Source organism: Streptomyces changanensis (assembly GCF_024600715.1).
Classification (GTDB): domain Bacteria; phylum Actinomycetota; class Actinomycetes; order Streptomycetales; family Streptomycetaceae; genus Streptomyces; species Streptomyces changanensis.
This window is the reverse complement of sequence record NZ_CP102332.1, coordinates 3,084,265-3,107,485: the sequence shown is the minus strand read 5'-3', so window position 1 is coordinate 3,107,485 and position 23,221 is coordinate 3,084,265. Positions and strand designations below refer to the sequence as shown.

Below are 23,221 nucleotides of genomic sequence, written 5' to 3'. Positions count from 1 at the left end.
TACGATCAGCCGAGGGGGGTGGGGGAGATGCGCCTGGGGGACCTGTGCCGCGCACCCGCCGCCCGGCCGCGCGTGGCGCCGGCGCCGGGTGGTGCGTGGGCGTCGGTACGTGATGCGTGGGTGTCGCCTGGTGCGCGGGGCCCACGGCTGGAGTGTGGGCGGCCACGTGTGGCGCGGGGGCGGCGTGGTCGATGGGGGCGTGGGTGACGTGGGCGGCCGCGGGGGTGCCGTGCGTGCCGTGACGCTCGTCGTCCTCGGCGCTGACGCGGCGGTCGCGCGGGCGGCGGCCACCCTGCCCGTCGACGTGGTCCACGTAAGGCTGCCCGGGGCGGCCCCCCTCGACCGCGGCACGTACGGCCCGGTCGGCCGAGGCGCCCCGGAACACGGCGCGCACGCGGTGGCCGCGCCCCCGCGTCCGCCCCGGCCCGCCGTGCACCTCTCCCGGCCCGCCGACCGCCCGCGCCCGCCCGCCGTGCAGCACTCCGTCGACTACCAGCACGCCCCCACCTTCCTGGCCTTCGTCGACGCCGTGCTGCGGCCGCTCGCCCCGGCCGCCGTCGTCTCGCTCACCGAGCTGGGGCTCGAACCGGCGGCCGTCGCGGCGCGGCGCCTCGGCGCGACCGGGGTCCCACCGGAGGCCGTACGCGCCACCCGCGACAAACTCGCGATGCGCCGGGCACTGCACCGCGCGGCACCGCACCTGAACCCGGCGTTCGCGGCGGGCGACGACCCTGAGGGGGTGGCACGTCTCTTCGACGGGCGCCCGGGCACCGCGGTCGTCGCCAAACCGGTGGCGGGCACCGGGAGCAACGCCGTCACGCTCGTCCGCGCCCCCGCCGACCTGCCGGCCGACCGCCGGACCCCCGCCACCCTGCTCGAACGGTACGTACCCGGGCAGGAGTTCAGCGTCGAGACGCTGTCGTCCGGTGGGCGCCACACCTGCCTCGGCATCGCCGAGAAGCGCACGGCGGGGGAGGGGTTCGTCGAACTCGCCCATCTCATGCCGGCGCCTTCCCTCGACGGCCCGGGGCGCACCCGCGTGGAGCGTGCCGTCGGCGAACTCCTCGACGCCGTGGGACTGGTGGACGGCCCGGCGCACACCGAGGTCAAGGTCCACGGCGACCGCGTGACCGTCATCGAGACGCACAACCGACCCGGCGGCGACGGCATCGCCGACCTCGTACGCCTCACCCGTGGCATCGACTGGCGCCGCGCGGCCCTCGGTTGGGCCGTCGGCGAGGGTCCTCGCGTGGAGCCGGGCGGTCCGCAGGCGGCCGCCGCGGCCACGGTGTTCCTCACCGCGCCGACCGGCCGGGTGACCGCGGTGGCGCCCCGGCCCCGGCTCGCGACGGGGCGGCTCGTGGGGTGGGACGTCGAGGTGGAGCCGGGGGACCCGGTGTCACCGCTCAGGTCGTCGGCGGACCGGCTGGGCATGGCGCTGCTCACGGCCCCGAGCGGCGCCGCCTGCGCGGCGGCCGTCGACGAGCTGACGGCCCTTCCGATCGTGACGACCGACCGCTCCGAGGAGGACACATGACCGGTACGGGAAGACGACAGCAGCCGGAGGAGGCCCTGTCCGGGCGCCCGTCCGGGGTGGCGTCCGGAGCTCCGCCCGTGGCCGGGCCCGAGGCGCCGGCCGGGGCTCGGTCCGGGGACGTGTCCGGGGCGCCGGCCGGGGCTCCTTGCGGGGCCCCGTCCGGGGGGCCCGATGGGAGATCCTCCGAGGTTCCCGAGGGGAGCCTGTCCGGGGTTCCCGAGGGGAGCCCGTCCGGGGCTTCGGCCGGCGTGGCGGACTCGGCGCTCCCCGGTCCCCTGGTGGACCCGACCTGGCTGGCGGCCCGCCTGGCGGTGCCCGGGCTCGTCGTGCTCGACGCGTCGGTGGGCGCGCACCGGGACGCCGACCGGCGCGTTCCGGGCGCCCGGCGCTTCGACCTCGACGGCCCGCTCTCCGACCACGCCTCGCCCCTGCCGCACACCATGCCCGGCCCGGCCGCCTTCACCGAGGAGCTGCGTGCCCTCGGCGTCGACGACACGAGCACCGTGGTGGTCTACGACACCGCCGGCGTCTACTCGAGCGCCCGCGCCTGGTGGATGCTGCGGGCGACGGGCTTCGACCGGGTCGCCGTACTGGACGGCGGCCTGCCCGCCTGGACGGCCGCGGGACTGCCGGTGGAGGAGCGCGCGCCGGACGCCGCGGCTCCGGTGCGGGGCGGCTTCACGGCACGGCCGCGGGCGGGGTGGCTCGTCGACGCCGGGGTGGTCGCGGCGGCGCTCGCGGACCCGGCCGCGCTGGTGCTGGACGCCCGGACACGCGGCCGCTTCGCCGGTACCGAGCCCGAACCGCGGGCCGGGCTGCGCGGCGGCCACATGCCCGGAGCGGTGAACCTGCCGTTCGGCGAACTCCTGGACGACGCCGGGCGGCTGCGCCCGGCGTCCGAACTGCGCGCGCTGTTCGCCCCGCTGGTCGGCGGGGAGACCGAGCGACTGCTGTTCAGCTGCGGCTCCGGCGTGACGGCCTGCGTCCTCGCCCTGGGCGCGGAGGTCGCCGGGTACGACGGGCTCGCCGTGTACGACGGCTCGTGGAGCGACTGGGGCCGCCCGTCGGAACGCCCCGTGGCCGTGCGGGCGGGCAGCGGCGTGGCGGCGCGCGCGACCTGACGCCGGCGGGTGTACTGGGTGGGGGCGGGGGCAGGCGGGATGCGGCGTTCCGCATCCTGCGGGCATGCCGGACCCGCCCGGATGGATAACTTCTGCAAGCGCCTGCTTGCAATTGTTAGCGGAGGTGGTGCACCATCGAGGCATGGCATCACTGAACGTCGGCAACCTCGGCGAGTACCTGCGCGAGCAGCGGCGCACCGCGCAGCTGTCGTTGCGCCAGCTCGCGGAGGCTGCCGGGGTGTCGAACCCGTACCTGAGCCAGATCGAGCGCGGGCTGCGCAAGCCGAGCGCGGAGGTGCTCCAGCAGGTCGCCAAGGCGCTGCGCATCTCCGCCGAGACGTTGTACGTCCGCGCCGGGATCCTGGACGAGCAGGACCGCGACGAGCTGGAGACGCGGGCCGCCATCCTCGCCGACCCGTCCATCACCGAGCGGCAGAAGCAGGTCCTGCTCCAGATCTACGAGTCCTTCCGCAAGGAGAACGGGCTCGACACGGCCCCCGCCGGACCGGACACGACGTCCGACGGGACCGACGGGACCGACGGGACCTCCGGTTCCGGCGGGCCGGGTACGACATCCGGCGGGCCCGGCACGGCCTCCGGCGCGGGTGATGCCGCAGCAGGCGCAGGATCCACCGAACTCTGACCGCGACGACTCCGCGAGAACCCCGCGACACGGGAGGACCCCACACCATGGCCATCATCGACGAGCTGCGCACGCCCCTCTACTTCGCCGCCGGAACCGCCGACCTCGCCGTGCAGCAGGCCCGCCGACTCGCCGCCGAGGCGCCGGCCCGTATCGACGAGCTGCGCAAGACCGACCCCAAGGTCGTCCAGGAGAAGGTCAGCACGCAGGCGAAGGAGGCCCAGGCGTCGCTCCAGGCCAAGGTCACCGAGCTGGTCGGCAGCCTCGACACGGACCTGAAGAAGCTCGGCGAGACCGCCCAGGGCCTGGCCCTGCGGGGTGTCGGCGCGGCGGCCGAGTACGCGGTGAAGGCCCGCGAGGCGTACGAGAAGGTCGCCGAGCACGGTGAGCAGACCGTCCGGACGTGGCGGGGCGAGGCCGCCGAGGAGATCACCGAGATCGCCATCGCCGTCGAGCCCGGCACCACCCCGGCGCAGGACGGTACCGCGACGGCGGACGCCGGCGGCACCACGGCGACCGACACCACGGCGACCGACACCGCCGAGCCCACCGCGAAGCCCGCCGCCCGGCGCACGGCCGCCACCCGCAGGGCCGCCAACCGCAAGAACGACACCCCGTCGGAGCCCGCCGGCGAGAAGTGACCGCACGGCCCGGCCACGTCTGCGAGCGGCCCGGCCGGGCACATTCACGGAACGCGGAGCGTTGTACGGGTACCTTGGCCGCGAGGCGCTCCATCCACCTACCAGGCGGTGCTCACCATGCTGATGTCCGGTTTCAACTCGCTGATCGGGCTGCTCTTCATCGCGATGCTCGTCTTCGCCGCCGTCGCGCTGGTCTTCGCGGCCCTGGCACGTGAGGACGCCTACCGGGCAGCGGACAAGCAGAGCAAGCCCTTCTGGCTGATCATCCTGGGCGTCACGGTCGTCGTCGACCTCTTCCTGCCGATGCTGTTCCTCCAGATCGCCGGCCTCATCGCGACCATCGTCTTCATGGTGGACGTCCGCCCGGCCCTGCGGCAGGTGTCCGGCGGCGGCCGCGGTCCCCGCGGCTCCAGCAGCGACGGCCCGTACGGCCCGTACAACGGCGGCCGGTAGGGGCCCCGCCCCACCCCCCTTCCCCCCGCCGTACCCGCCCCGTGCCGGACGTCCCACAGGACGCCGGGCACGGGGCTCCGTCGTCCGCGCAGGCGACGCAGGCGACCCAGGCGACCGCGGCGACGAGGCCGCCCATGCCGCCGCGGGCCCGGGTCCGGGCCCGGCTCCGGTTCCGGGGTGTGTCAGCGGCCGGCTCGGTCCAGGAGCAGGACCGCCACGTCGTCCGTCAGTTCGCCGCCGTTCAGCTCGCGTACCTCCGCGACGGCGGCCTCCAACAGGTCCTCGCCGCCCAGGCCGCGTGCCAGCTGGAGGTTCACCATGTCGACCATGCCGTCCTGGCCCAGCCGGGGTGAGCCCGGACCCGCCGAGCGGCCCTCGATCAGTCCGTCCGTGTACATCATCAGACTCCACGCACCGCCCAGCTCCACCTGCCGCCGCGGCCACCGCGCCCTCGGCAGGAGGCCCAGCGCCGGGCCCCCGTCCTCGTACGGCAGCAGCTGGGCGTCCTGGCCGGGACGGGCCAGCAGGGGCGCCGGATGGCCGGCGAGGCACAGGCCCGCGCGCCGCCCGTCGGGGGCGATGTCCACGGTGCACAACGTCGCGAAGATCTCCTCGCTCTCCCGCTCGTGCTCCAGTACCTGCTGGAGCGTCGACAGCAGCTCGTCCCCGCAGAGCCCCGCGAACGTCAGGGCGCGCCACGCTATGCGCAGCTCCACACCGAGCGCCGCCTCGTCCGGGCCGTGCCCGCACACGTCGCCGATCATCGCGTGCACCGTGCCGTCCGGGGTGCGCACCGTGTCGTAGAAGTCGCCGCCCAGCAGGGCCCGGGAGCGGCCCGGCCGGTAGCGGGCGGCGAATCGCAGGTCCGAGCCCTGGAGCAGGGGCGTCGGGAGCAGGCCGCGCTCCAGCCGGGCGTTCTCCTGGGCCCGCAGCCGGGACTCGGCCAGCTTCACCTGCACCGAGTCGGCGCGCTTGCGCTCCACCGCGTACCGGATGGCCCGGCTGAGCAGCGGCCCGTCCAGCTCCTCGCGGAACAGCCGGTCCTGAGCCCCCGCCCGTACCGCCTCGGAGGCCAGTTCGGCGCGGTCCGACGTGGTCAGGGCGAGCACCGCGTGGCGCGGGGCCACCTGGAGGACGTGGCGCAGGGCGGCCAGTGGGTCGTCGCCCCGGCGGGCGTCGGCGGGCAGGTCCAGGTCGACCAGGACGCAGTGCACGTCGTCGGTGAGGAGCCGCTCGGCCTCGGTGAGGTTCCGGGCGGTGCGTATGCGGACCCGTCCGCCGCCGGCGTCGACCAGTTCGGGGACGGTGAAGGTGCCCGCAGGGTCGTCCTCGATCACCAGCAGGGTCAGGTCGCCGTTCGACAGGTCGAGCGGGTTCACCCTCTGGCGCTGTGCGGGCACGGGCGCGGGTACGGGCATCGGTTCGGTTTCCTTCCCTCCCCCCGAGGGTGCGGGCTGAGCGTCGGACGACGCCCCGCCGACGGGGACCATAGCGGCACCCGGCGTCCGAACGGAATGGCGATCGGTGAAGAGTCGGCGGCATATGCCGCGCATGGGGAGGTAGTTGGCGCCCTCCCCATGAGAAACATCACGCGGTTGGCGGACCCCTGCCGAGGGTCGCCACTCGCGGCCGTGAGCCGCGCCACCGTGTCCCGAACGCCCCTACTTGTCCGGTCGGACCACGCCGAGGATCGGCATCGAGCCGGCGCCCGCGACCGTGATGTCCCGCCCCGGTCGCGGGGCGTGCACCATCCGGCCGTCGCCGACGTAGATCCCCACGTGGCTGGCGTCCTCGAAGTAGATGATCAGGTCGCCGGGACGCAGGTCCCGCACCGCGACGCGCGGCAGGAGCCGCCACTGCTCCTGCGACGTGCGCGGTATGCCCCGCCCCGCCGCGCCCCAGGCCCGCAGGGTGAGCCCCGAGCAGTCGAACGAGTCCGGGCCTTCGGCACCCCACACGTACGGCTTGCCGATCTGCGCGGTCGCGTACGCGATGGCCTTCCTGCCCTCGGCGGTCGCACTGCTGCCGATCTCCCGCAGGGCGCCGGAGGCCAGCCACTCGGCCTGCGCGTCGTTCTGCGCCCGCCGCTCCAGCTCGCGCAGCCGCTCCCGCTCGGCGACCTCCAGGCGGGACTCCAGCTGCTCCGCCGCCGCGATCCTGTCCTGTATGAGCTTCTTCGTCCGGGCCTGCTTGACGCGGTTGGCCTCCAGCCGGCCGTACTCGGCGCTGGCGTCCCTGGTGTACGTCTCCAGGTCGTCCTGGCGTTTCTGGAGCTCGGTCAGCAGGTCTCGCGTGGCCTTCTGGCCCTGCACGACGCGGTTGGTGCTCTCCAGGAAGAGGCGCGGGTCGTCGGTGAGGACGAGCTTCGCCTCCTCGGGGATGCCGCCGTTGCGGTACTGGGCGCGGGCCGCGGCTCCCGCCCGTCTCTTCAGGTCGTCGATCCGCTCCCGGCCGTCGACGATCGCCTTCGACAGCCGGACGATCTCCGCTGACTGCTTCTTCGCCTGTTCCTCGGCGAGGTTGTACGCGTCCGTGGCGGAGGCGGCCTGCCGGTACAGGGCGTCGATCTCGGCGCGCACCTCCTCCAGGCTCTTCTTCGGTGCCACCGGGGCGCCGGCGCCCGGTGACGGTGTCGGCGCGGGCGCGGCGTGCGCGGGCCCCGCCAGCACGGTCAGGGCGCACACCACGGTGATCGCGACAGAGACGCAGCGGCGTCGGTTCACAAGCTCTCCCCCTCCGGACGTCGACCGACCAGGCGGCACCGCACCCCATCTGATTTACCGTCAGTAACTTTCGGTGCCCCGGCGATCGTGCCATGTAGAGCGCGAAAGTAACAGGGTCGTGGAGCGGCGCCGGCCCCACTGTCCACAGGCTGCCCACAGGTGGCGCCACCAGGGCGGGTTGTCCACAGGCCGCCCCTCGCGGACGGGCCCGGGGCCCTACACTCCCGCGCCCGCCGGGCCCGCGTACCCATGCCCCTGCGGTTGCGCCTGCGGACGTACCCGAGCGCCCCGCGTCCGTACCCGAGCGCCCCGCGTCCGTACCCGAGCGCCCGGGGCCGCGTCCGAGTGCTTCACGTCCGCACCCGGCCGCCCCTCGGCGGGCTGGCCCGCCGCGCGGGCTAGGCTCCCGCGCCCCGCCACCCGCGCGGCGCCAGCGCTTCCCAACGCACCGTCAACTCCCCCTGCCGCCAACGCCTCCGCCCGTCCACCAGGGGCCACCGCGCGTCCAGTGCCGCCGCCGTCGCGATCCAGCGCTGCCGGGCGCCGAGGGAGGCGTACGGGGCGGCGGCCGCCCACGCCCGGTCGAAGTCCCGCAGGAAGTCGTACACGGGCTCACCCGGCACGTTCCGGTGGATGAGCGCCTTGGGCAGCCGCTCCGCCAGGTCCGACGGTCGCTCCAGCGAGCCCAGCCGCGTGGCGAACGTCACCGTGCGCGGCCCCTCCGGCCCGAGCGCCACCCACACGTGCCGGCGCCCCACCTCGTCGCAGGTGCCTTCCACCAGCAGCCCGTCCGGCGCCGTGAGCCGCCCGCACAGGCGCGCCCACACCTCCCGGACCTGGTCCTCGTCGTACTGGCGCAGCACGTTCGCCGCCCGGATCAGCGACACCGGCCCGTCGACCGGCACCTCGAAGCCGCCGTGCGCGAAGGACAGGCCCTCGCGCGCGTAGGGGCGTGCCGCCGCCACGCGCGCGGGGTCGATCTCCACGCCCACCACGCGCGCGCGTGGGTCCGCGTCCCGCCGCAGCCGCTCCAGCAACTCGACGGCCGTCCAGGGCGCCGCCCCGTACCCGAGGTCCACGGCGACCGGCGGGGCGTCCGCGCGGCGCAGGGCGGGGCCGTGCTCGGCCGCGATCCAGCGGTCCATGCGGCGCAACCGGTTCGGGTTGGTGGTCCCGCGGGTGGGGGTGCCGACAGGTCGGGTCGTACGCGGGGCCATGGGGACGAGCGTAGACGTTCCCCACCGTGCCGCCGGGGGCCCGCCCACCGCCGGAGGGCAGTTCCGGGGGCGGCCCACCGCCGGAGAGCAGCCCGGCGGCACCCGCCGACGACCGCGCCGGGCCCACCGCCGGAGGCAGCCCGGCGACCCCCGCACCGGCCCCCGCACCCCCGTGCCACCCCCCTCGCCCCGGGCCCGGATACGCCCCGGCACCGCCCCCGGCACGCACCCGCCCTCGCCGCCCCGGACGCGGACCCGCCCCAGCCGCCCCTGCCCCGCCGCCCCTCGCCCGGGACCCACCCCCACTCCCGTAATGAATTGGCAAAGAGGGAAATGAAAGGAGCCCCTCCACTGTTGTGCGGCAACGGGAGAGGAGCACGCGCCTCCCTCCGCCATGCCCCTACGCCCGCACATCCGGCCCCGGGAACCAGCCCCACAGGCTGGGAACACGGGCCCCGGCCCCGGCCCCAGACCCTGAGCGGAAGGACCGACGACGTGAGCCAGTACGTGTCCCGGCTCGCCGGCACCCTGGTACCGCCGCCCCGGCTCCGGCTGCCGGGCCGCCACCGCGGCACGCGCGGGCACCGCGTCCCACGGCGCGTCGCCATGCTGAGCGTCCACACGTCGCCGCTGCACCAGCCGGGCACGGGCGACGCCGGCGGCATGAACGTCTACATCGTGGAACTGGCGAAACGTCTCGCCGCGATCGACATCGAGGTGGAGGTCTTCACCCGCGCCACGGCCGGCGGGCTGCCACCGTCCGTGGAGCTCGCCCCCGGCGTCCTCGTACGGCATGTCGACGCCGGCCCCTACGAGGGCCTCAACAAGGAGGACCTCCCGGCCCAGCTGTGCGCCTTCACCCACGGCGTCATGCGGGCCTGGGCGGGCAACCGGCCCGGCCACTACGACCTGGTCCACTCCCACTACTGGCTCAGCGGCCACGTCGGCTGGCTGGCCGCCGAGCGGTGGCGCACGCCCCTCGTGCACGCGATGCACACGATGGCCAAGGTCAAGAACGCGTCGCTCGCCGAGGGCGACACCCCCGAACCGGCCGCCCGCGTGATCGGCGAGACGCAGATCGTGAGGGCCTCCGACCGGCTCATCGCCAACACGGCCGGCGAGGCCGACGAACTGGTCCACCACTACGACGCCGACCCGGAGCGCGTCGCCGTCGTCCACCCGGGCGTCAACCTCGACCGGTTCCGCCCCGCCGACGGCCGGGCCGCCGCCCGCGCCCGCCTCGGACTGCCGGCCGACGCGTTCGTGCCGCTCTTCGCGGGCCGCATACAGCCCCTCAAGGCCCCCGACGTGCTGCTCCACGCGGCCGCCCGGCTCCTGGCCGCCGAGCCGTCGCTGCGCGCGCGGATGGTCGTCCCCGTCGTGGGCGGGCCCAGCGGCAGCGGCCTCAGCAAGCCGGAGGGCCTGCAGAAGCTGGCGGCCCGCCTCGGCATCGCGGACGTCGTGCGCTTCCACCCGCCGGTCGCCCAGGCCGGACTCGCGGACTGGTTCCGGGCGGCGAGCGTCCTGGTCATGCCCTCGCACAGCGAGTCGTTCGGGCTCGTCGCCATCGAGGCGCAGGCGACCGGTACCCCGGTCGTGGCCGCCGCCGTAGGGGGCCTGCCCGTGGCCGTACGGCACGGCGAGACGGGGTTCCTGGTCGAGGGCCACGACCCGGGCGACTACGCGCGCGTACTGGGCCGTTTCGCGGCCGACCCGGACCTCACCGGCCGCCTCGGGGACGCGGCGGCCCGCCACGCGCGGTCCTTCGGCTGGGACCGGGCCGCGTCGGCCACCGCCGACGTGTACGCGGCTGCGATGCACGAGCACCGCCGTCGCGTACGCTCGCCCCATGGCTGACGCACGGCAGATCATCGAGTCCGCACTGCACGACGCCGACCTGGCCTGGGAGTCACCGGAGCCCGGCTCGTACGTCGTCACGCTGCCCGGCACCAACAAGCTGTCCACCACGCTGTCCCTGCGCCTGGGCAACCACTCCCTGTCGCTGAACGCGTTCGTGATCCGCCACCCGGAGGAGAACGAGGCGGGCGTCCACCGCTGGCTGCTGGAGCGCAACCTCAAGCTGTACGGGGTCGGCTACGCCGTCGACGGCCACGGCGACATCTACCTCACCGGCAAGCTCCCGCTCTCCGCCGTCACGCCCGAGGAGCTGGACCGCCTCATGGGCTCGGTCCTGGAGGCGGCGGACGGCTCGTTCAACACCCTGCTGGAGATGGGGTACGCCTCGGCGATCCGCAAGGAGTACGAGTGGCGGGTCTCGCGCGGCGAGTCCACCCGCAACCTCGACGCCTTCAGCCACCTCACCCAGCCGTCCGACTGACCCCCGGCACCCCCCGCGCCCGGACGCCCCGCGCCCGCGCCCGGACGCCCCGCGGCCACCACGGCGGCCACCCCGGCACCCCCGCGCCCGGCGCCCGCCACCGCCCCGCGCCCGGACGCCCGCGACCGCCACGGCGGCCACCCCGCCACCGCTACGCGGCCACCACGGCGCCCCCCGGCCGCCATGTGCCGCCCCCGGGTACACGCCCGGGGGCGTACGGCACCCCCGTGTCCGTACGCCCCCGGAACCCTCACCGGCCGACCGCCCCGCGGGCTCACACGGCGCCGGCACGCCCCGCGGCGGCCCTACCGTCACCGGACCCGGCCGCCGCGGAGGCCGCCGTCGCGGCGGCGGCGGGAACGACAGCGGCCGGGGCCACGGCGCCCGCCGCGGTCTTCTGCGCCGGAACCTTCACCACCGCGGCCCCCACCCGCCCCTCAGCCTCCGGGGCATCGGCCCCAGCGAGGCCAACGGCTCCCGCAGGACCAACCGCTTCCACCGAACCATCCGCCCCGGCAGCCGCGACCGGCCCCGCCCCACCCGCGCCACGTGTGTCCCCGGCGCCGCCCGCCACCGCCCCGCGCTCCCGCTCGTCGGAGCCCAGGGCCCGTCGCAGCAGCGTCCCGTACCCGACGGCGGCGATCAGCGCGACGACCGCGCAGCCGATCCACAGCGCGGCCGGGCCCGGGCCGGTGGCGATCCAGCCGGCCAGCACCGGCGCCACGAACCCGCCCACGCCCCAGGCCATGCCCATCACGCCCTGGTACCGGCCCCGGGCGTGCACCGGGGCGAGGCGGGCCGTGGCGGCGGCGTTGACCGGGATGTACACCATCTCGCCGATCGTCCACACGACCACCGTCGCCGCGAACGCCACCGGCGACCCAGCCAGCGCCGTCGCGCCGGTACCGGCGGCGAACAGCAGCGACGAGACGACGAGCAGCGCGACCGGCGAGCGCTTGTCGGTGATGCGGTTGACCAGCAGCTGGAAGCCGACGATCACCACGCCGTTCACCGCGATGACCACGCCGTACGCGTTCGGCTCCAGGCCCTGCGAGGTCATCGTCAGCGGCAGGCCGACCCACGGCGTGCTGAAGACCGTGCACACCAGCAGGCTCAGCAGCACCAGCGTGCGGAACGGTCCGTCCCGCAGCACGTCGAGCGTGGTCAGGCGCGGCTCGGCCGTGCTCTTGCCGTCCGCGCCGACCGGGGCCTCGGGACGGGTCTCCGGCAGCCGCATGAAGACGATCAGCGCGCACAGGACCACCGCGACCGCCTCGGCGACGAACAGCGCCCGGTAGCCGAAGACCAGGGCCGCGCCGCCGCCGGTCGCCGCGATGGCGAAGCCGAGGTTCAGCGCCCAGTAGTTCAGCGCGTAGGCGCGGCGCCGGTCGTGCTCGGGCACCTGGTCGGCGATGGTCGCGCCGATCGCGGGCCGCACCGACTGCATCGCGACGCCCATGACCAGCACCACCGCGGCGACCGCCCACGGGCTGGTCACCACCGCGAGGGCCGCGGCGCACGCGGCGGCCGCCAGGTGGCCGGTGACCATCGTCGGCCGGCGCCCCCACCGATCGCTCAGCATGCCGCCCAGCGGCGAGCCGGCGATGCCGCCGAGGCCGTGCAGCGCGACGACGAGCCCCGCGTACCAGCCGGAGAAGCCCAGCTCCTGGGTGAGGAAGAGCGAGAGGAACGTCAGGACGAACGCGCCCGTCCGGTTCACCAGCGTCGACAGCCACAGCCACCAGAACCCGGGTGGGAGCCCCGAGACGGTGGCGCGTGCTGAACGTATGAGCGGGACGATGGACACGCGAGCTCCCCCGTAAGTGGCTGACTGCTCCAACGGAACTTACGAGCCCACGTGCGCCGGGGCCACTCAATTGACGCGGACCGTCAAGCGTCGGAGCGTCCACTAATCTCGTACGCATGGCCGACGCACCGTACAAGCTGATCCTCCTCCGCCACGGCGAGAGCGAGTGGAACGCGAAGAACCTGTTCACCGGCTGGGTGGACGTCAACCTCACCGAGAAGGGCGAGAAGGAGGCGGTCCGCGGCGGTGAGCTGCTGAAGGACGCCGGGCTGCTCCCCGACGTCCTGCACACGTCGCTCCAGAAGCGCGCGATCCGCACCGCGCAGCTCGCCCTGGAGGCGGCCGACCGCCACTGGATCCCGGTCCACCGCTCCTGGCGGCTGAACGAGCGCCACTACGGCGCCCTCCAGGGCAAGGACAAGGCGCAGACGCTCGCCGAGTTCGGCGAGGAGCAGTTCATGCTGTGGCGCCGCTCGTACGACACCCCGCCGCCGGTCCTCGCCGACGACAGCGAGTTCTCGCAGGCCCGTGACGCGCGCTACGCCACCATCCCGAGCGAGCTGCGCCCGCGCACGGAGTGCCTGAAGGACGTCGTCGACCGCATGCTGCCGTACTGGTACGACGGCATCGTCCCGGACCTCCTGGCCGGCCGCACGGTCCTGGTCGCCGCCCACGGCAACAGCCTGCGCGCCCTGGTCAAGCACCTGGACGGCATCTCGGACGCCGACATCGCGGGCCTCAACATCCCGACGGGCATCCCCCTGGCGTACGAGCTGGACGCCGACTTCAACCCGCTCACCCCGGGCGGCACGTACCTCGACCCGGCCGCCGCCGCGGCCGCCATCGAGGCCGTGAAGAACCAGGGCAAGAAGAAGTAGCCCCGCGCGGTCAAGGCTCCCACCCGCGGCTCGTCCACGGGTGGGAGCCTTGTCGCTGTACCGGGGCCCTGCGCGTCCGCGGGGCGGCCACGCTCACCTTCGCCCTCCACCGGGACCCGGAGCCCGGGGCCCGGACCCCCGGAGCCCGGTCGTCGGCGGGGCGCGAGGGCGCCGGGCTCACCCCTGCCGCTTCATCGCCTCGTCCAGCCACTCGTCGATGCCGTTGAAGTTCAGTCGGGCGTTGTTGCCGACGATGGCGGCGGGGCCGACGTACTTGGAGGGGCCGTAGCAGCCCCGGGTGGCGCCCGCCCCGAGCGGCGAGGGGGCACAGTCCACGTGGCCACCGAAGTTCGTGGTGATCTCGCCCTCGATGTTGATGGTGACGCTCGCCTTGTTCTGGACGACCAGGACGGTCTGCGCGTAGTTCGCCGCGTTGATGACGTTGCAGGTCTTGAAGAAGACGTTCTTCGAGCCCTTGTGGTCGAAGTACTTCGTGCAGTGCCAGGTGGGGTCGGTTTCCACGGCTTTCCACTTGACCTCGTCGGCGCTGGTGGCGAGGCGGTGAACGCGAGTGCGGCGGCCATCGCGCCGACCAGTGCGACCTTCGTGAGACGCATGATGTGTCTTCCCCTCCGATTTCTGGCATGCCCCGGGAGGACCCGGGCACGCGGAACCGTCCGTGACCGGACGGGCGTTGACCGGCCGGCGCCGTCGACGGGCAGGTCGACGCCCCCGTGGCGCCAGGCCGGGACCCACCCTCCTCTACGCTGGCCGACCGAACAACGCCGAACTCCGCACGGCACTCATAAGCGATGATGATCAATCGGGGGTGCGATGGAACTGCGGGACATCGAGATCTTTCTGACCCTCGCGGAGGAACTGCACTTCGGCCGGACCGCGGAGCGGCTCCACCTTTCCCAGGCGCGGGTCAGCCAATCGATCCGGCAGCAGGAACGCCGCCTGGGCGGTGCCCTGTTCGACCGCAGCACCCGGACCGTCGCGCTGACCCGCTTGGGGCAGCGCTTGCGCGACGACCTCGAACCGGGCTTCGGACTGATACGGGCGGCCGTGGACCGGGCCGCCGTGGCGGCCCGTGGCTGTTGCGGGACCGTGCGGCTGGGGGCGATGGGCGCCCTGCCGTCCGAGCTCACCTGGCTCGTGGACGCCTACCGTGCCCGGTACCCGGAGTGCGGTGTGGAGTTCGTGGAGTTCCACTTCAGCGACCCGTTCGTGAAGCTGCGCACCGGTGAGGTGGACATGCAGCTGATGTGGCTGCCCGTGCCGGAGCACCGCTTCCGTGTCGGCCCGGTGGTCCTGACGGAGGGCCGGGTCCTGGCCGTCGCCGAGGACTCGCCCCTGGCGACGCGCAGTTCGGTGTCCCTGGAGGACCTGGCCGGCCGGACGGTCCTCGACCCGGGAGAGCACGTGCCCGTGGAGTGGTTCCGGGCCATGTGTCCCGACCGCACTCCCGGCGGACGGCCGATCCACCGCGGTCCGCGGGCGCGCACCTTCCACGAAGTCCTCGCCCTGGTCGCGGCGGGACGCATCGTCTGCCCCCTCAACGGCCACGTCCCGCGCTACTACAGCTACCCCGGCGTCACGCTGCTGCCCATCGACGACGCCCCGCCCACCGAATGGGCCCTGGCACTGCCGGCCTCGGTCCCCGCACCCCACGTCCAAGCCTTCGTCGACACGGCCCGCGACCTCGGCCCCCGCCGGATCGACGACCACACCACCCCGGCGGCCACGCACCGACTCCGCTGACGTGCTGCCCGCCGTCCGCACGGCGGCCGGAGCACCGGCCTCCGGCCCGCCTCCCGCGGCCGGTCGCACCACCACCGTGACGCGTCCGCCCTCCCCCCGGACCGCCGCCTCCCCGGGTGGGCGTACGGCCGCGGGCCCGGTGCCGGGCTGGCAACATGGCGGTGTGGGTGTGGTGGTGAGGACGCCGGAGCCCCCGCGGGCCGGGGCGGGAGCCGGGGCCGGGGCGGGGGGTGCCGGTGTCTGGTACCTGGCCTACGGGTCCAACGCCGATCCGGGCCGGCTCGGCTGCTACCTGCGCGGCGGGCGCCCCGAGGGTGGGCGGCGGGTGTATCCCGGGTGCCGGGACCGGGCGGCGCCGCGGGCGAGCGCGGCCGTGGAGGTGCCCGGGGCGGTGTACTTCGCCACCGAGTCGCCCGTGTGGGGCGGCGGCCGGGCGTTCTACGACCCCGCGGTCCCGGGCGGGCCGGTGCTGGCCCGGGCGTACCTGATCACCCCCGGGCAGTTCTCGGACCTCGCCGCCCAGGAGATGTACCGCACGCCCGGGCAGGGCCCGGACCTCGACCTGACGGGCGTGCTCCGCGACGGTCGCGCCGTGCTGGGGGACGGGCGGTACGAGACGCTCGTGTGCGCCGGGCTGCTGGACGGGCGCCCGCTGCTGACGTTCACGGCCCCCTGGGCGATGGGCGCCGTCCCGCCGAACCCGCCGTCCGCCGCGTACCTGCGGTGCGTGGCGCACGGTCTGCTCGGCGCGGGCGCCTGGGACGCCCGGACGGTCGCCGGCTACCTCGCCGCCCGGCCGGGTGCGGTGGGGTGCTGGACGGCGGGGCAGGTCCTGGACCTCGCCGGGTACGGGGAGGGCCCGGCGGGACGCGGGTGACACGGCGCTTCCGGTGCGCTGATCCGGGTGCGCTCCTTCCGGTGCGCTGCTGCCGGGGGCCCGGCGCCCGGGACACGCGTGGGCCCCGCGCCGGGGATCTTCCCGGCGCGGGGCCCGTCGTGCGGGTGCGGTGCGGCGCTATCCGCAGCTGCCACTGCACGAGCAGGGGCCGCCCGACTGGCAGCCGCAGCTGCAGCCGGAGCCGCAGCCGCAGGCACCGAGCATGGGCAGGCTCACCACCTCGTCCGGCGCGTCCTGCTGGGGCTGGGTCGTGGGGGAATCGGCCATGGGTTCCTCCTCAACGGCGGGCGTGTGTTCGCCTCGTCACCCATTGGAAGCCCCACGACGAGGGCGCATCAACGGCGCACGGAGGCGCCGACCCGGGCCCGCGCCCCCACCGCACCACCTGGCGCCCCCCGCCTCAGGCGCCCTCGACCGGGGCTTCCGGGAGCTGGAGCTCGTCGGCGTGCTCGCCCGTCACCAGGTACACCACGCGCTTCGCCACCGACACCGCGTGGTCGGCGAACCGCTCGTAGTACCGGCCCAGCAGCGTCACGTCGACCGCCGTCTCGATGCCGTGCTTCCAGCGGTCGTCCATCAGGTGCTGGAAGAGCGTGCGGTGCAGCAGGTCCATCTCGTCGTCGTCCTGCTCCAGCTGGAGCGCCAGGTCGACGTCCTTCGTGATGATGACCTCCGCCGCCTTGGCCATGAGGCGCTGCGCGAGCTGGCCCATCTCCAGGATCGTCGCGTGCAGGTCGCCCGGCACCGCCCGGTCCGGGAACCGCAGCCGGGCGAGCTTCGCCACGTGCTGCGCCAGGTCGCCGGAGCGCTCCAGGTCGGCGCTCATCCGCAGCGACGTCACCACGATCCGCAGGTCCGTCGCCACGGGCTGCTGCCGGGCGAGCAGCGCGATCGCGCGGGCCTCCAGGTCGTGCTGCAGGTCGTCGACCTTCTGGTCGGCGGCGATGACCGCCTCGGCCAGCTTCAGGTCCGCGTCGAGCATCGCCGTCGTGGCGCGCCCGATCGCCGATCCGACCAGCCGGGCCATCTCGACCAGCCCCTCGCCGATCGAGTCCAGTTCCTCGTGGTACGCGTCCCGCATGGATGTCCCTCTCTCACTACGCTCGGGGTCCGGGTGGGGCTCGGACCCCACGCTCCCACGTTCGGACGGTCACAAGTCGAGGGCCTCCATCACAAGTGAACCGGCACCGTCCCCTCGGTGAACTCTGAGCGACGACTGTTCGAGCAGCCACCCGGACGGCTGGGAGAGCGCCCGTGACCATGCCTAACCTGGGTGCATGGACGTGAACGCGGCGGTCGCCGCAGCGGCAGCGATCGCCGGGTTGCTCACCGGTGTCATCGCCATGCTCGCGTTCCGGTGGAGCGAGCGCGACCAGGCGAGGCCCAGTCGGACCTCCCTGCACACCGACGCCGTGCTGCCACCCGGTGTGGACACGGTCCTGTCCGTGCTCCGCTCCTCCGCGGTCGTCCTCGACGAGAGCGACTCCGTGGTGAAGGCCAGCTCGGCGGCGTACGCGCTCGGACTGGTCCGGGGCGGCAAGCTGGCGGTGGAGGCCATGCTGCAGATGGCCCGCGACACCCGCCGCGACGGCGAGATACGCCAGGTCGAACTGGACCTCCCCCGGCGCGGCACCGGCCGCGGCGAGGCCCTCGCGGTCTCCGCGCGCGTCGCCCCGCTCGGCTCGCGGCTGGTCCTGCTGCTCGTCGAGGACCTGACGGAGGCCCGCCGCATAGAGGCGGTACGCCGCGACTTCGTCGCCAACGTCAGCCACGAGCTGAAGACGCCCGTCGGCGCCCTCTCCCTCCTCTCGGAGGCCGTCATGGACGCCGCCGACGACCCCGAGGCGGTGACCCGCTTCGCCGGCCGCATGCAGATTGAGGCCACCCGCCTCACCAACCTCGTGCAGGAGCTCATCGACCTGTCCCGGGTCCAGAACGACGACCCGCTGGACGACGCCGAGCCCGTACGGGTCGACGAGCTGGTCGCCGAGGCCGTGGACCGCTCCCGGCACACCGCCACCACCAAGAACATCACCATGGCCGCCGGCGGCACCAGCGCGCTGCGCGTCTGGGGCCACCGCGGCCAGCTCGCCGCGGCCCTCGGCAACCTCGTCGAGAACGCCGTCAACTACTCCCCGGCCCACACCCGCGTCGGCATCGCCGCGCGCCGCGTCACCGCCCCCGGCGGCGACCTGATAGAGATCGCCGTCACCGACCAGGGCATCGGCATCCCCGACAAGGACAAGGAGCGCATCTTCGAGCGCTTCTACCGCGTCGACCCCGCCCGCTCCCGCGCCACCGGCGGTACCGGCCTCGGCCTGGCCATCGTCAAGCACGTCGCCGCGTCGCACGGTGGCGAGGTCACCGTATGGTCGACCGAGGGCCAAGGCTCCACCTTCACGCTCCGCCTCCCCGAGGCGGCCGCGCGCCGTGACCGCGTCAGCGACGGCGGCCGCGGTACCCCCGGCACCCCCACCACCAGCGATCCGCTCACCGCCCCGGAGGTCCATCCGTGACCCGAGTTCTTGTCGTCGAGGACGAGGAGTCCTTCAGCGACGTCCTGTCCTACATGCTCCGCAAGGAAGGATTCGAGGTCGCGGTCGCGACCACCGGGCCGGAGGGGCTCGAGGAGTTCGAGCGCAACGGCGCGGACCTCGTCCTGCTCGACCTGATGCTGCCCGGGCTGCCGGGCACCGAGGTCTGCCGCCAGCTGCGCAGCCGTTCGAACGTGCCCGTCATCATGGTCACCGCGAAGGACAGCGAGATCGACAAGGTCGTCGGCCTGGAGATAGGGGCCGACGACTACGTCACGAAGCCGTTCTCGTCGCGCGAGCTCGTCGCCCGCATCCGGGCGGTGCTGCGTCGTCGCGGCGAGCCGGAGGAGTCCACGCCGGCGGCCCTGGAGGCGGGCCCGGTGCGGATGGACGTGGACCGCCACGTCGTCACGGTGGACGGCGGCAAGGTCGAGCTGCCGCTGAAGGAGTTCGACCTGCTGGAGATGCTGCTGCGCAACGCGGGCCGCGTGCTCACCCGCATGCAGCTCATCGACCGGGTGTGGGGCGCGGACTACGTGGGCGACACGAAGACCCTCGACGTCCACGTGAAGCGGCTGCGCGCCAAGATCGAGCCGGACCCGGGCGCGCCGCGCTACCTGGTGACGGTCCGCGGCCTGGGCTACAAGTTCGAGCCGTAGGCCGCCGTGTGACGAGCCGCGTGCCCGGGCGGGTACGCGGGAAGGGCGCCCCGCCGGTGAGACCGGTGGGGCGCCCTTCGCGTCGTTGGTACGGGCCGCGCGGGCCGCGTCAGGCCGCACGGTCGGTACGGGGCAGGGCCCGCGTCCGGGCGTACGGGCCGCGCGAGCCCTGTCCTCGCGGGCGGGCCTGCTCGGCCGTACGGGCCGTGCGCGCCGGCGCCGCGCCGAGGGCGCGGCGCCGGGCGGACGTCGTCAGTGGCCGTCGCCGCCCGCGGCGTGCGAGGCGCCGGCGGCCGGAGCGGACGGGGTCACGTTGCCGGTCGGCGTCGCCGACGGCGACACGGAGGCGGCGCCCGACGGCGAACCGGAGGGGCTGCCGGAGGGCGAGCCGGACGGGGCAGGCGCGCCGGAGGGGCCGAACCCGGCGTAGTAGCTCGTGGCCGGGACGACGATGGCCTTCAGCTTCACCTCGCCGCTCTCGCTGAACTGGAGGACGACCTCCTGGACGTCGCCGCCCTTCGTCTCGCCCACGCCGTCCGGGAGCTCCGCGGTGGCGTTGCCCGGGCCGCCGAGGACGAGCGAGGCGCCCGCGGGGATGGTGAGCGGGCCGGAGCCCTTGGAGGGCTTGAGCTCGGCCTGCACGGAGCCCACCTTGACGGACTCCAGCGTCTCGGCCTTGGGGCCGTCGTTGAAGACGGTCACGGAGACGACCGCGGGGCCTTCGGCGTCGGCCTTCGGCTGGGTGATCACCAGGGTGTTCTGGACCTTGAGCTTGCCGACGGTGGCGCCGGCGGTGTCCGGCTTGATGCCGAGGGTCTGCGCGTCGTTGCCCGCACCGCAGGCGGTGAGCGAGGCGATCGAGATCACGAGGGCGGTGGCGGCGATGGCGCCGCGTCGAAGGCTGCGGCTCACGGCGGCGGCAACTCCTAGACGTACGGACGGAGGACGGGCACGGTCGGTGGAACGGTGCGACCGTCCCTGTGCCGGACCGGCGGGACCGGACCATGGAGGGGCAGTCAGCGGGCTCAGGTTACCGACCCCGCGTCGACCTCCCGCACCCGACCCGCCCCTGTGGGCCCATCCGCCCGCGGGCCCGATCGCCCCGCGACGGTGCGGGACGGCACCCGGCCGCGCGACGCCCCACTTCCCCCGCCGCGTCCCCGCCGCGCCCGCCGTCGTCCCCGTCGTCGCGCCACGCCCGACCCGCCCGTCTTCTCGCACGCCGTTCACATAACCGTCGTGATCAATTCCCCGGCCCTCACGCATTCCCCGCGGAAAAGCCACGGTGATCAATTCGGGAATCCTCCGGCCACACCCCCGTGCGGGTGACCGACAACCGAACGGAGTACGGGAAGTGGACACCGCCGAACCCGACAAACCGGGAGGATTCGCCCGTCCGGCCCACCGCCCAGGGGGTGTGACGAAGCCGTTTCCGACCGCGCCCGCAGCCGCTCCGACCTGCGAATACCGGCCCGCGGAAGCCCTCCGCAGCACGTTCGCGTTGCTGTTGTCAAGCCCCGAGATATGCCCTGACCTGCGAAAACGCCATTCAGAAGAAGCCGTTCTCGTGTTACCCTGGATAGCCACGGAAGGGGTACCTGTCACATGACGTTCAAGGTTGGCGACACCGTGGTCTATCCCCATCACGGGGCCGCGCTGATCGAGGCCATCGAAACTCGTCAGATCAAAGGCGTGGACAAGACCTACTTGGTGCTCAAGGTCGCCCAGGGCGACTTGACGGTACGTGTACCGGCGGACAACGCGGAGTTCGTCGGCGTGCGCGACGTCGTCGGTCAGGACGGGCTGGACCGGGTCTTCGAGGTGCTGCGCGCACCGTACGCCGAAGAGCCGACCAACTGGTCCCGACGCTACAAGGCAAATCTCGAGAAGCTCGCGTCCGGCGACGTCATCAAGGTCGCCGAAGTGGTGCGCGACCTGTGGCGCCGTGAGCGCGAGCGCGGTCTCTCCGCAGGAGAGAAGCGGATGCTCGCGAAGGCGCGTCAGATCCTGGTCAGCGAGCTCGCGCTCGCGGAGAACACCAACGAGGACAAGGCCGAGGCCCTGCTCGACGAGGTCCTCGCGTCCTGACGACGCCGAAGCCCTCGGACCCTGACGGAACCCCGGAGCGTCACCGCCACCGGGTCCTGAGCGCCGAGTGCCACGAGTGGATCGCCGCGTGTGCGGTTCGCCACCTGTGCGGTACGCCTCACATGTGAACGCTGAACGCAGTGATCACTGCCGCGGTGCCCGATGACATGCTGTGAGACCACAGTAGCGTCGCCGGGCGCTGCGGCATGTCCGCACGCGGACCGGGCCCGGGCTGACGACGGGCCGGGGCGACCCGCTCGACCGGGGGTCACGGAAGGGTCCGGTCGGGGCGTCCCGCCCGCGCTGTGGCCATACCCATGTCGGCCGAGTGAACAAACCTGCCGGAGTGCAACCGATGTCAGACGCAGCACGTCCCTCCCCCCGGGTCGCCGGTGCGGGAGGCACCCGCAGCACCGCGGCGGTCATCCCCGCCGCGGGCCGAGGCGTACGGCTGGGCCCCGGGGCCCCCAAGGCGCTCCGCACGCTGGGCGGCATCCCCATGCTGGTCCACGCGGTCCGCGCCATGTCCGCCTCGCGCGCCGTCTCCCTCGTCGTCGTCGTGGCACCCCCGGACGACGTCGCGGGCGTGCGGACGCTCCTCGACGAGTACCCGGCGCCCGAGCGCACCGAGGTGGTCGTCGTCGCCGGCGGCGCCACCCGCCAGGAGTCGGTACGGCTCGGTCTGGAGGCGCTGCCCGACACGGTGACCACCGTGCTCGTCCACGACGCCGCCCGGCCGCTCGTCCCGGTCGACACCGTCGACGCGGTCATCGAGGCCGTACGCGACGGGGGCGCGCCCGCCGTCGTCCCCGCCGTGCCGCTCGCCGACACGGTCAAGGAGGTCGAGCCGCACGAGGACGGCGCGCCGGAGCCGGTGCTCGGCACGCCCGCGCGGTCCCGGCTGCGCGCCGTGCAGACGCCGCAGGGCTTCGACCGGGAGACGCTCGTGCGCGCGCACGCCGAGGTGACCGGCGAGGTCACCGACGACGCCGGCATGGTGGAGCGGCTCGGCGTCCGGGTCGTCGCCGTCCCCGGCCACGAGGAGGCGTTCAAGGTCACCCGGCCCCTCGACCTCGTCCTGGCCGAGGCGGTCCTCGCCCGCAGGAGGGTCAACGATGGTTTCTGAGCACCCCGCCGCCCCCGCCCCGCCCGTGCTGCCGCTCGTCGGCGTCGGCACCGACGTGCACGCCTTCGAGCGCGGCCGCGAGCTGTGGTGCGCCGGCCTGCTGTGGGAGGGCGAGGAGTTCGGTCTGGCCGGCCACTCCGACGGCGACGTCGCCGCGCACGCCGCGTGCGACGCGCTGTTCTCCGCCGCCGGGCTCGGTGACCTCGGCGCCCACTTCGGCACCGACCGCCCCGAGTGGTCCGGCGCGTCCGGCGTGACCCTCCTCGCGGAGGCCGCCCGCATCGTCCGCGCGGAGGGGTACGGCATCGGCAACGTCGCCGTCCAGGTGATCGGCGTCCGGCCCAAGATCGGCAAGCGGCGGGAGGAGGCCCGCGAGGCGCTGAGCGCGGCGGTGGGCGCGCCGGTCTCCGTCTCCGGCACGACGACGGACGGCCTCGGTCTGACCGGCCGCGCGGAGGGTCTGGCCGCGATCGCCACGGCCCTGGTGTACCGCACCCCCTGAAGCCCGCCCCGGAGTGGCGGCCCTCCGGTGGAGGGCCGCCGCCCGTCCCGGCGTGGAGGACCACCCCGCGGCAGACACCCCGGGCCGTCCGGCGCCCGCCCCCAGGGGCGGCGCCACGGCCGCGGCGGCGCGCCGCAGGGGCGGCGACCAGGCCGCGCAGAGGGGTGCGGCGGCGTCCGTGCTGCGGCAGCCCGTGACCGGCCGGCAGCGAGCGGCCACCGGGCCCCCGGGCCGTCCGGTGCCTCCCCTCCGGGGCCGTGCTACGGCCGCGGAGGGCCCGCCGTAGCGGCGG

23 protein-coding genes are annotated in these 23,221 nt (G+C 74.6%); 15 read left to right on the top strand and 8 right to left on the bottom strand.

Translation table 11 applies throughout. The annotated features are described in order from the left end of the window. Positions 1 to 238: 238 nt before the first annotated feature. From NRO40_RS13690 to NRO40_RS13670, 5 genes are all read left to right on the top strand, one after another. Positions 239 to 1,537 carry an ATP-grasp domain-containing protein gene (locus NRO40_RS13690; RefSeq protein WP_058943046.1) on the top strand — a complete coding sequence of 433 codons (1,299 nt, stop codon included), beginning with the start codon at positions 239 to 241 and terminating at the stop codon, positions 1,535 to 1,537. Between the two features lie 278 nt (positions 1,538 to 1,815). Next, positions 1,816 to 2,658, top strand: coding sequence for a sulfurtransferase (locus NRO40_RS13685; RefSeq protein ID WP_232791121.1), 843 nt, complete (start codon positions 1,816 to 1,818; stop codon positions 2,656 to 2,658). Between the two features lie 142 nt (positions 2,659 to 2,800). After that, on the top strand, positions 2,801 to 3,301 hold the full coding sequence (locus NRO40_RS13680; protein ID WP_058945409.1) for a helix-turn-helix domain-containing protein: 501 nt from the start codon (positions 2,801 to 2,803) through the stop codon (positions 3,299 to 3,301). A gap of 47 nt (positions 3,302 to 3,348) precedes the next feature. After that, the gene (locus tag NRO40_RS13675; RefSeq protein ID WP_058945408.1) at positions 3,349 to 3,942 is read left to right on the top strand and encodes a hypothetical protein; all 594 of its coding nucleotides are present in this window, start codon (positions 3,349 to 3,351) and stop codon (positions 3,940 to 3,942) included. Positions 3,943 to 4,059: 117 nt separating this feature from the next. Further along, positions 4,060 to 4,395 (top strand): DUF2516 family protein, encoded by a 336-nt coding sequence (locus tag NRO40_RS13670; protein ID WP_058945410.1) that lies wholly within the window; start codon positions 4,060 to 4,062, stop codon positions 4,393 to 4,395. Positions 4,396 to 4,577: 182 nt separating this feature from the next. Here the strand turns inward: NRO40_RS13670 and NRO40_RS13665 are convergent, their stop codons facing one another. From NRO40_RS13665 to NRO40_RS13655, 3 genes are all read right to left on the bottom strand, one after another. Continuing rightward, on the bottom strand, positions 4,578 to 5,813 hold the full coding sequence (locus tag NRO40_RS13665) for a PP2C family protein-serine/threonine phosphatase (protein ID WP_058945407.1): 1,236 nt from the start codon (positions 5,811 to 5,813) through the stop codon (positions 4,578 to 4,580). A gap of 243 nt (positions 5,814 to 6,056) precedes the next feature. Further along, a complete protein-coding gene (locus tag NRO40_RS13660; protein ID WP_058945406.1) occupies positions 6,057 to 7,118 on the bottom strand; it encodes a C40 family peptidase in 1,062 nt (353 codons plus the stop codon). A 398-nt stretch (positions 7,119 to 7,516) separates the two neighbouring features. Then, on the bottom strand, positions 7,517 to 8,335 hold the full coding sequence (locus NRO40_RS13655) for a class I SAM-dependent methyltransferase (RefSeq protein WP_058945405.1): 819 nt from the start codon (positions 8,333 to 8,335) through the stop codon (positions 7,517 to 7,519). Positions 8,336 to 8,830: 495 nt separating this feature from the next. On the opposite strand from NRO40_RS13655, the gene mshA reads away from it, so the two are divergent. Both mshA and NRO40_RS13645 read left to right on the top strand, forming a co-directional pair. Next, positions 8,831 to 10,192 carry a D-inositol-3-phosphate glycosyltransferase gene (gene mshA / locus NRO40_RS13650; RefSeq protein ID WP_058945404.1) on the top strand — a complete coding sequence of 454 codons (1,362 nt, stop codon included), beginning with the start codon at positions 8,831 to 8,833 and terminating at the stop codon, positions 10,190 to 10,192. Continuing rightward, positions 10,185 to 10,673: a type III secretion system chaperone family protein gene (locus tag NRO40_RS13645; RefSeq protein WP_058945403.1), complete on the top strand. Its 489-nt coding sequence runs from the start codon at positions 10,185 to 10,187 to the stop codon at positions 10,671 to 10,673. Before mshA ends, NRO40_RS13645 begins: the two co-directional genes overlap by 8 nt. Positions 10,674 to 10,947: 274 nt before the next feature. On the opposite strand, the gene NRO40_RS13640 is transcribed toward NRO40_RS13645, so the two are convergent. Next, entirely contained in the window at positions 10,948 to 12,480 is a 1,533-nt protein-coding gene (locus tag NRO40_RS13640; protein WP_079047543.1) for an MDR family MFS transporter, read from the bottom strand. A 116-nt stretch (positions 12,481 to 12,596) separates the two neighbouring features. On the opposite strand from NRO40_RS13640, the gene NRO40_RS13635 reads away from it, so the two are divergent. Further along, the gene (locus tag NRO40_RS13635; RefSeq protein WP_058945341.1) at positions 12,597 to 13,358 is read left to right on the top strand and encodes a phosphoglyceromutase; all 762 of its coding nucleotides are present in this window, start codon (positions 12,597 to 12,599) and stop codon (positions 13,356 to 13,358) included. 177 nt (positions 13,359 to 13,535) lie between these two features. Here NRO40_RS13635 and NRO40_RS13630 read toward each other — a convergent pair whose 3' ends face one another. Next, the gene (locus NRO40_RS13630; protein WP_058945342.1) at positions 13,536 to 13,880 is read right to left on the bottom strand and encodes a hypothetical protein; all 345 of its coding nucleotides are present in this window, start codon (positions 13,878 to 13,880) and stop codon (positions 13,536 to 13,538) included. 312 nt (positions 13,881 to 14,192) lie between these two features. On the opposite strand from NRO40_RS13630, the gene NRO40_RS13625 reads away from it, so the two are divergent. Continuing rightward, positions 14,193 to 15,122, top strand: coding sequence for a LysR family transcriptional regulator (locus NRO40_RS13625; protein ID WP_058945343.1), 930 nt, complete (start codon positions 14,193 to 14,195; stop codon positions 15,120 to 15,122). Positions 15,123 to 15,294: 172 nt separating this feature from the next. Next, positions 15,295 to 15,999 (top strand): histone deacetylase, encoded by a 705-nt coding sequence (locus NRO40_RS13620; protein WP_408057086.1) that lies wholly within the window; start codon positions 15,295 to 15,297, stop codon positions 15,997 to 15,999. A gap of 138 nt (positions 16,000 to 16,137) precedes the next feature. Here NRO40_RS13620 and NRO40_RS13615 read toward each other — a convergent pair whose 3' ends face one another. Together NRO40_RS13615 and phoU are read right to left on the bottom strand one after the other, a co-directional pair. Beyond that, complete coding sequence (locus NRO40_RS13615; protein WP_198549488.1) at positions 16,138 to 16,287, bottom strand: hypothetical protein; 150 nt, start codon at positions 16,285 to 16,287, stop codon at positions 16,138 to 16,140. A gap of 133 nt (positions 16,288 to 16,420) precedes the next feature. Next, the gene (gene phoU, locus NRO40_RS13610; protein WP_058945344.1) at positions 16,421 to 17,101 is read right to left on the bottom strand and encodes a phosphate signaling complex protein PhoU; all 681 of its coding nucleotides are present in this window, start codon (positions 17,099 to 17,101) and stop codon (positions 16,421 to 16,423) included. A 196-nt stretch (positions 17,102 to 17,297) separates the two neighbouring features. Here phoU and NRO40_RS13605 point away from each other — a divergent pair, with 196 nt between their 5' ends. Continuing rightward, positions 17,298 to 18,536, top strand: coding sequence for a sensor histidine kinase (locus NRO40_RS13605; RefSeq protein ID WP_058945345.1), 1,239 nt, complete (start codon positions 17,298 to 17,300; stop codon positions 18,534 to 18,536). Beyond that, positions 18,533 to 19,213, top strand: coding sequence for a response regulator transcription factor (locus tag NRO40_RS13600; RefSeq protein ID WP_058945346.1), 681 nt, complete (start codon positions 18,533 to 18,535; stop codon positions 19,211 to 19,213). The genes NRO40_RS13605 and NRO40_RS13600 overlap by 4 nt, the downstream gene beginning before the upstream one ends. Before the next feature lie 252 nt (positions 19,214 to 19,465). On the opposite strand, the gene NRO40_RS13595 is transcribed toward NRO40_RS13600, so the two are convergent. Continuing rightward, positions 19,466 to 20,125 carry a hypothetical protein gene (locus tag NRO40_RS13595; RefSeq protein WP_058945347.1) on the bottom strand — a complete coding sequence of 220 codons (660 nt, stop codon included), beginning with the start codon at positions 20,123 to 20,125 and terminating at the stop codon, positions 19,466 to 19,468. A 693-nt stretch (positions 20,126 to 20,818) separates the two neighbouring features. Here NRO40_RS13595 and NRO40_RS13590 point away from each other — a divergent pair. The 3 genes from NRO40_RS13590 (at position 20,819) to ispF (ending at position 22,929) form a co-directional block, all read left to right on the top strand. After that, entirely contained in the window at positions 20,819 to 21,301 is a 483-nt protein-coding gene (locus NRO40_RS13590) for a CarD family transcriptional regulator (RefSeq protein ID WP_003953493.1), read from the top strand. A gap of 355 nt (positions 21,302 to 21,656) precedes the next feature. After that, positions 21,657 to 22,427 (top strand): 2-C-methyl-D-erythritol 4-phosphate cytidylyltransferase, encoded by a 771-nt coding sequence (gene ispD, locus NRO40_RS13585; RefSeq protein ID WP_058944147.1) that lies wholly within the window; start codon positions 21,657 to 21,659, stop codon positions 22,425 to 22,427. Next, on the top strand, positions 22,417 to 22,929 hold the full coding sequence (gene ispF, locus NRO40_RS13580; RefSeq protein WP_058944148.1) for a 2-C-methyl-D-erythritol 2,4-cyclodiphosphate synthase: 513 nt from the start codon (positions 22,417 to 22,419) through the stop codon (positions 22,927 to 22,929). The genes ispD and ispF overlap by 11 nt, the downstream gene beginning before the upstream one ends. The last annotated feature ends 292 nt before the right edge of the window (positions 22,930 to 23,221 follow it).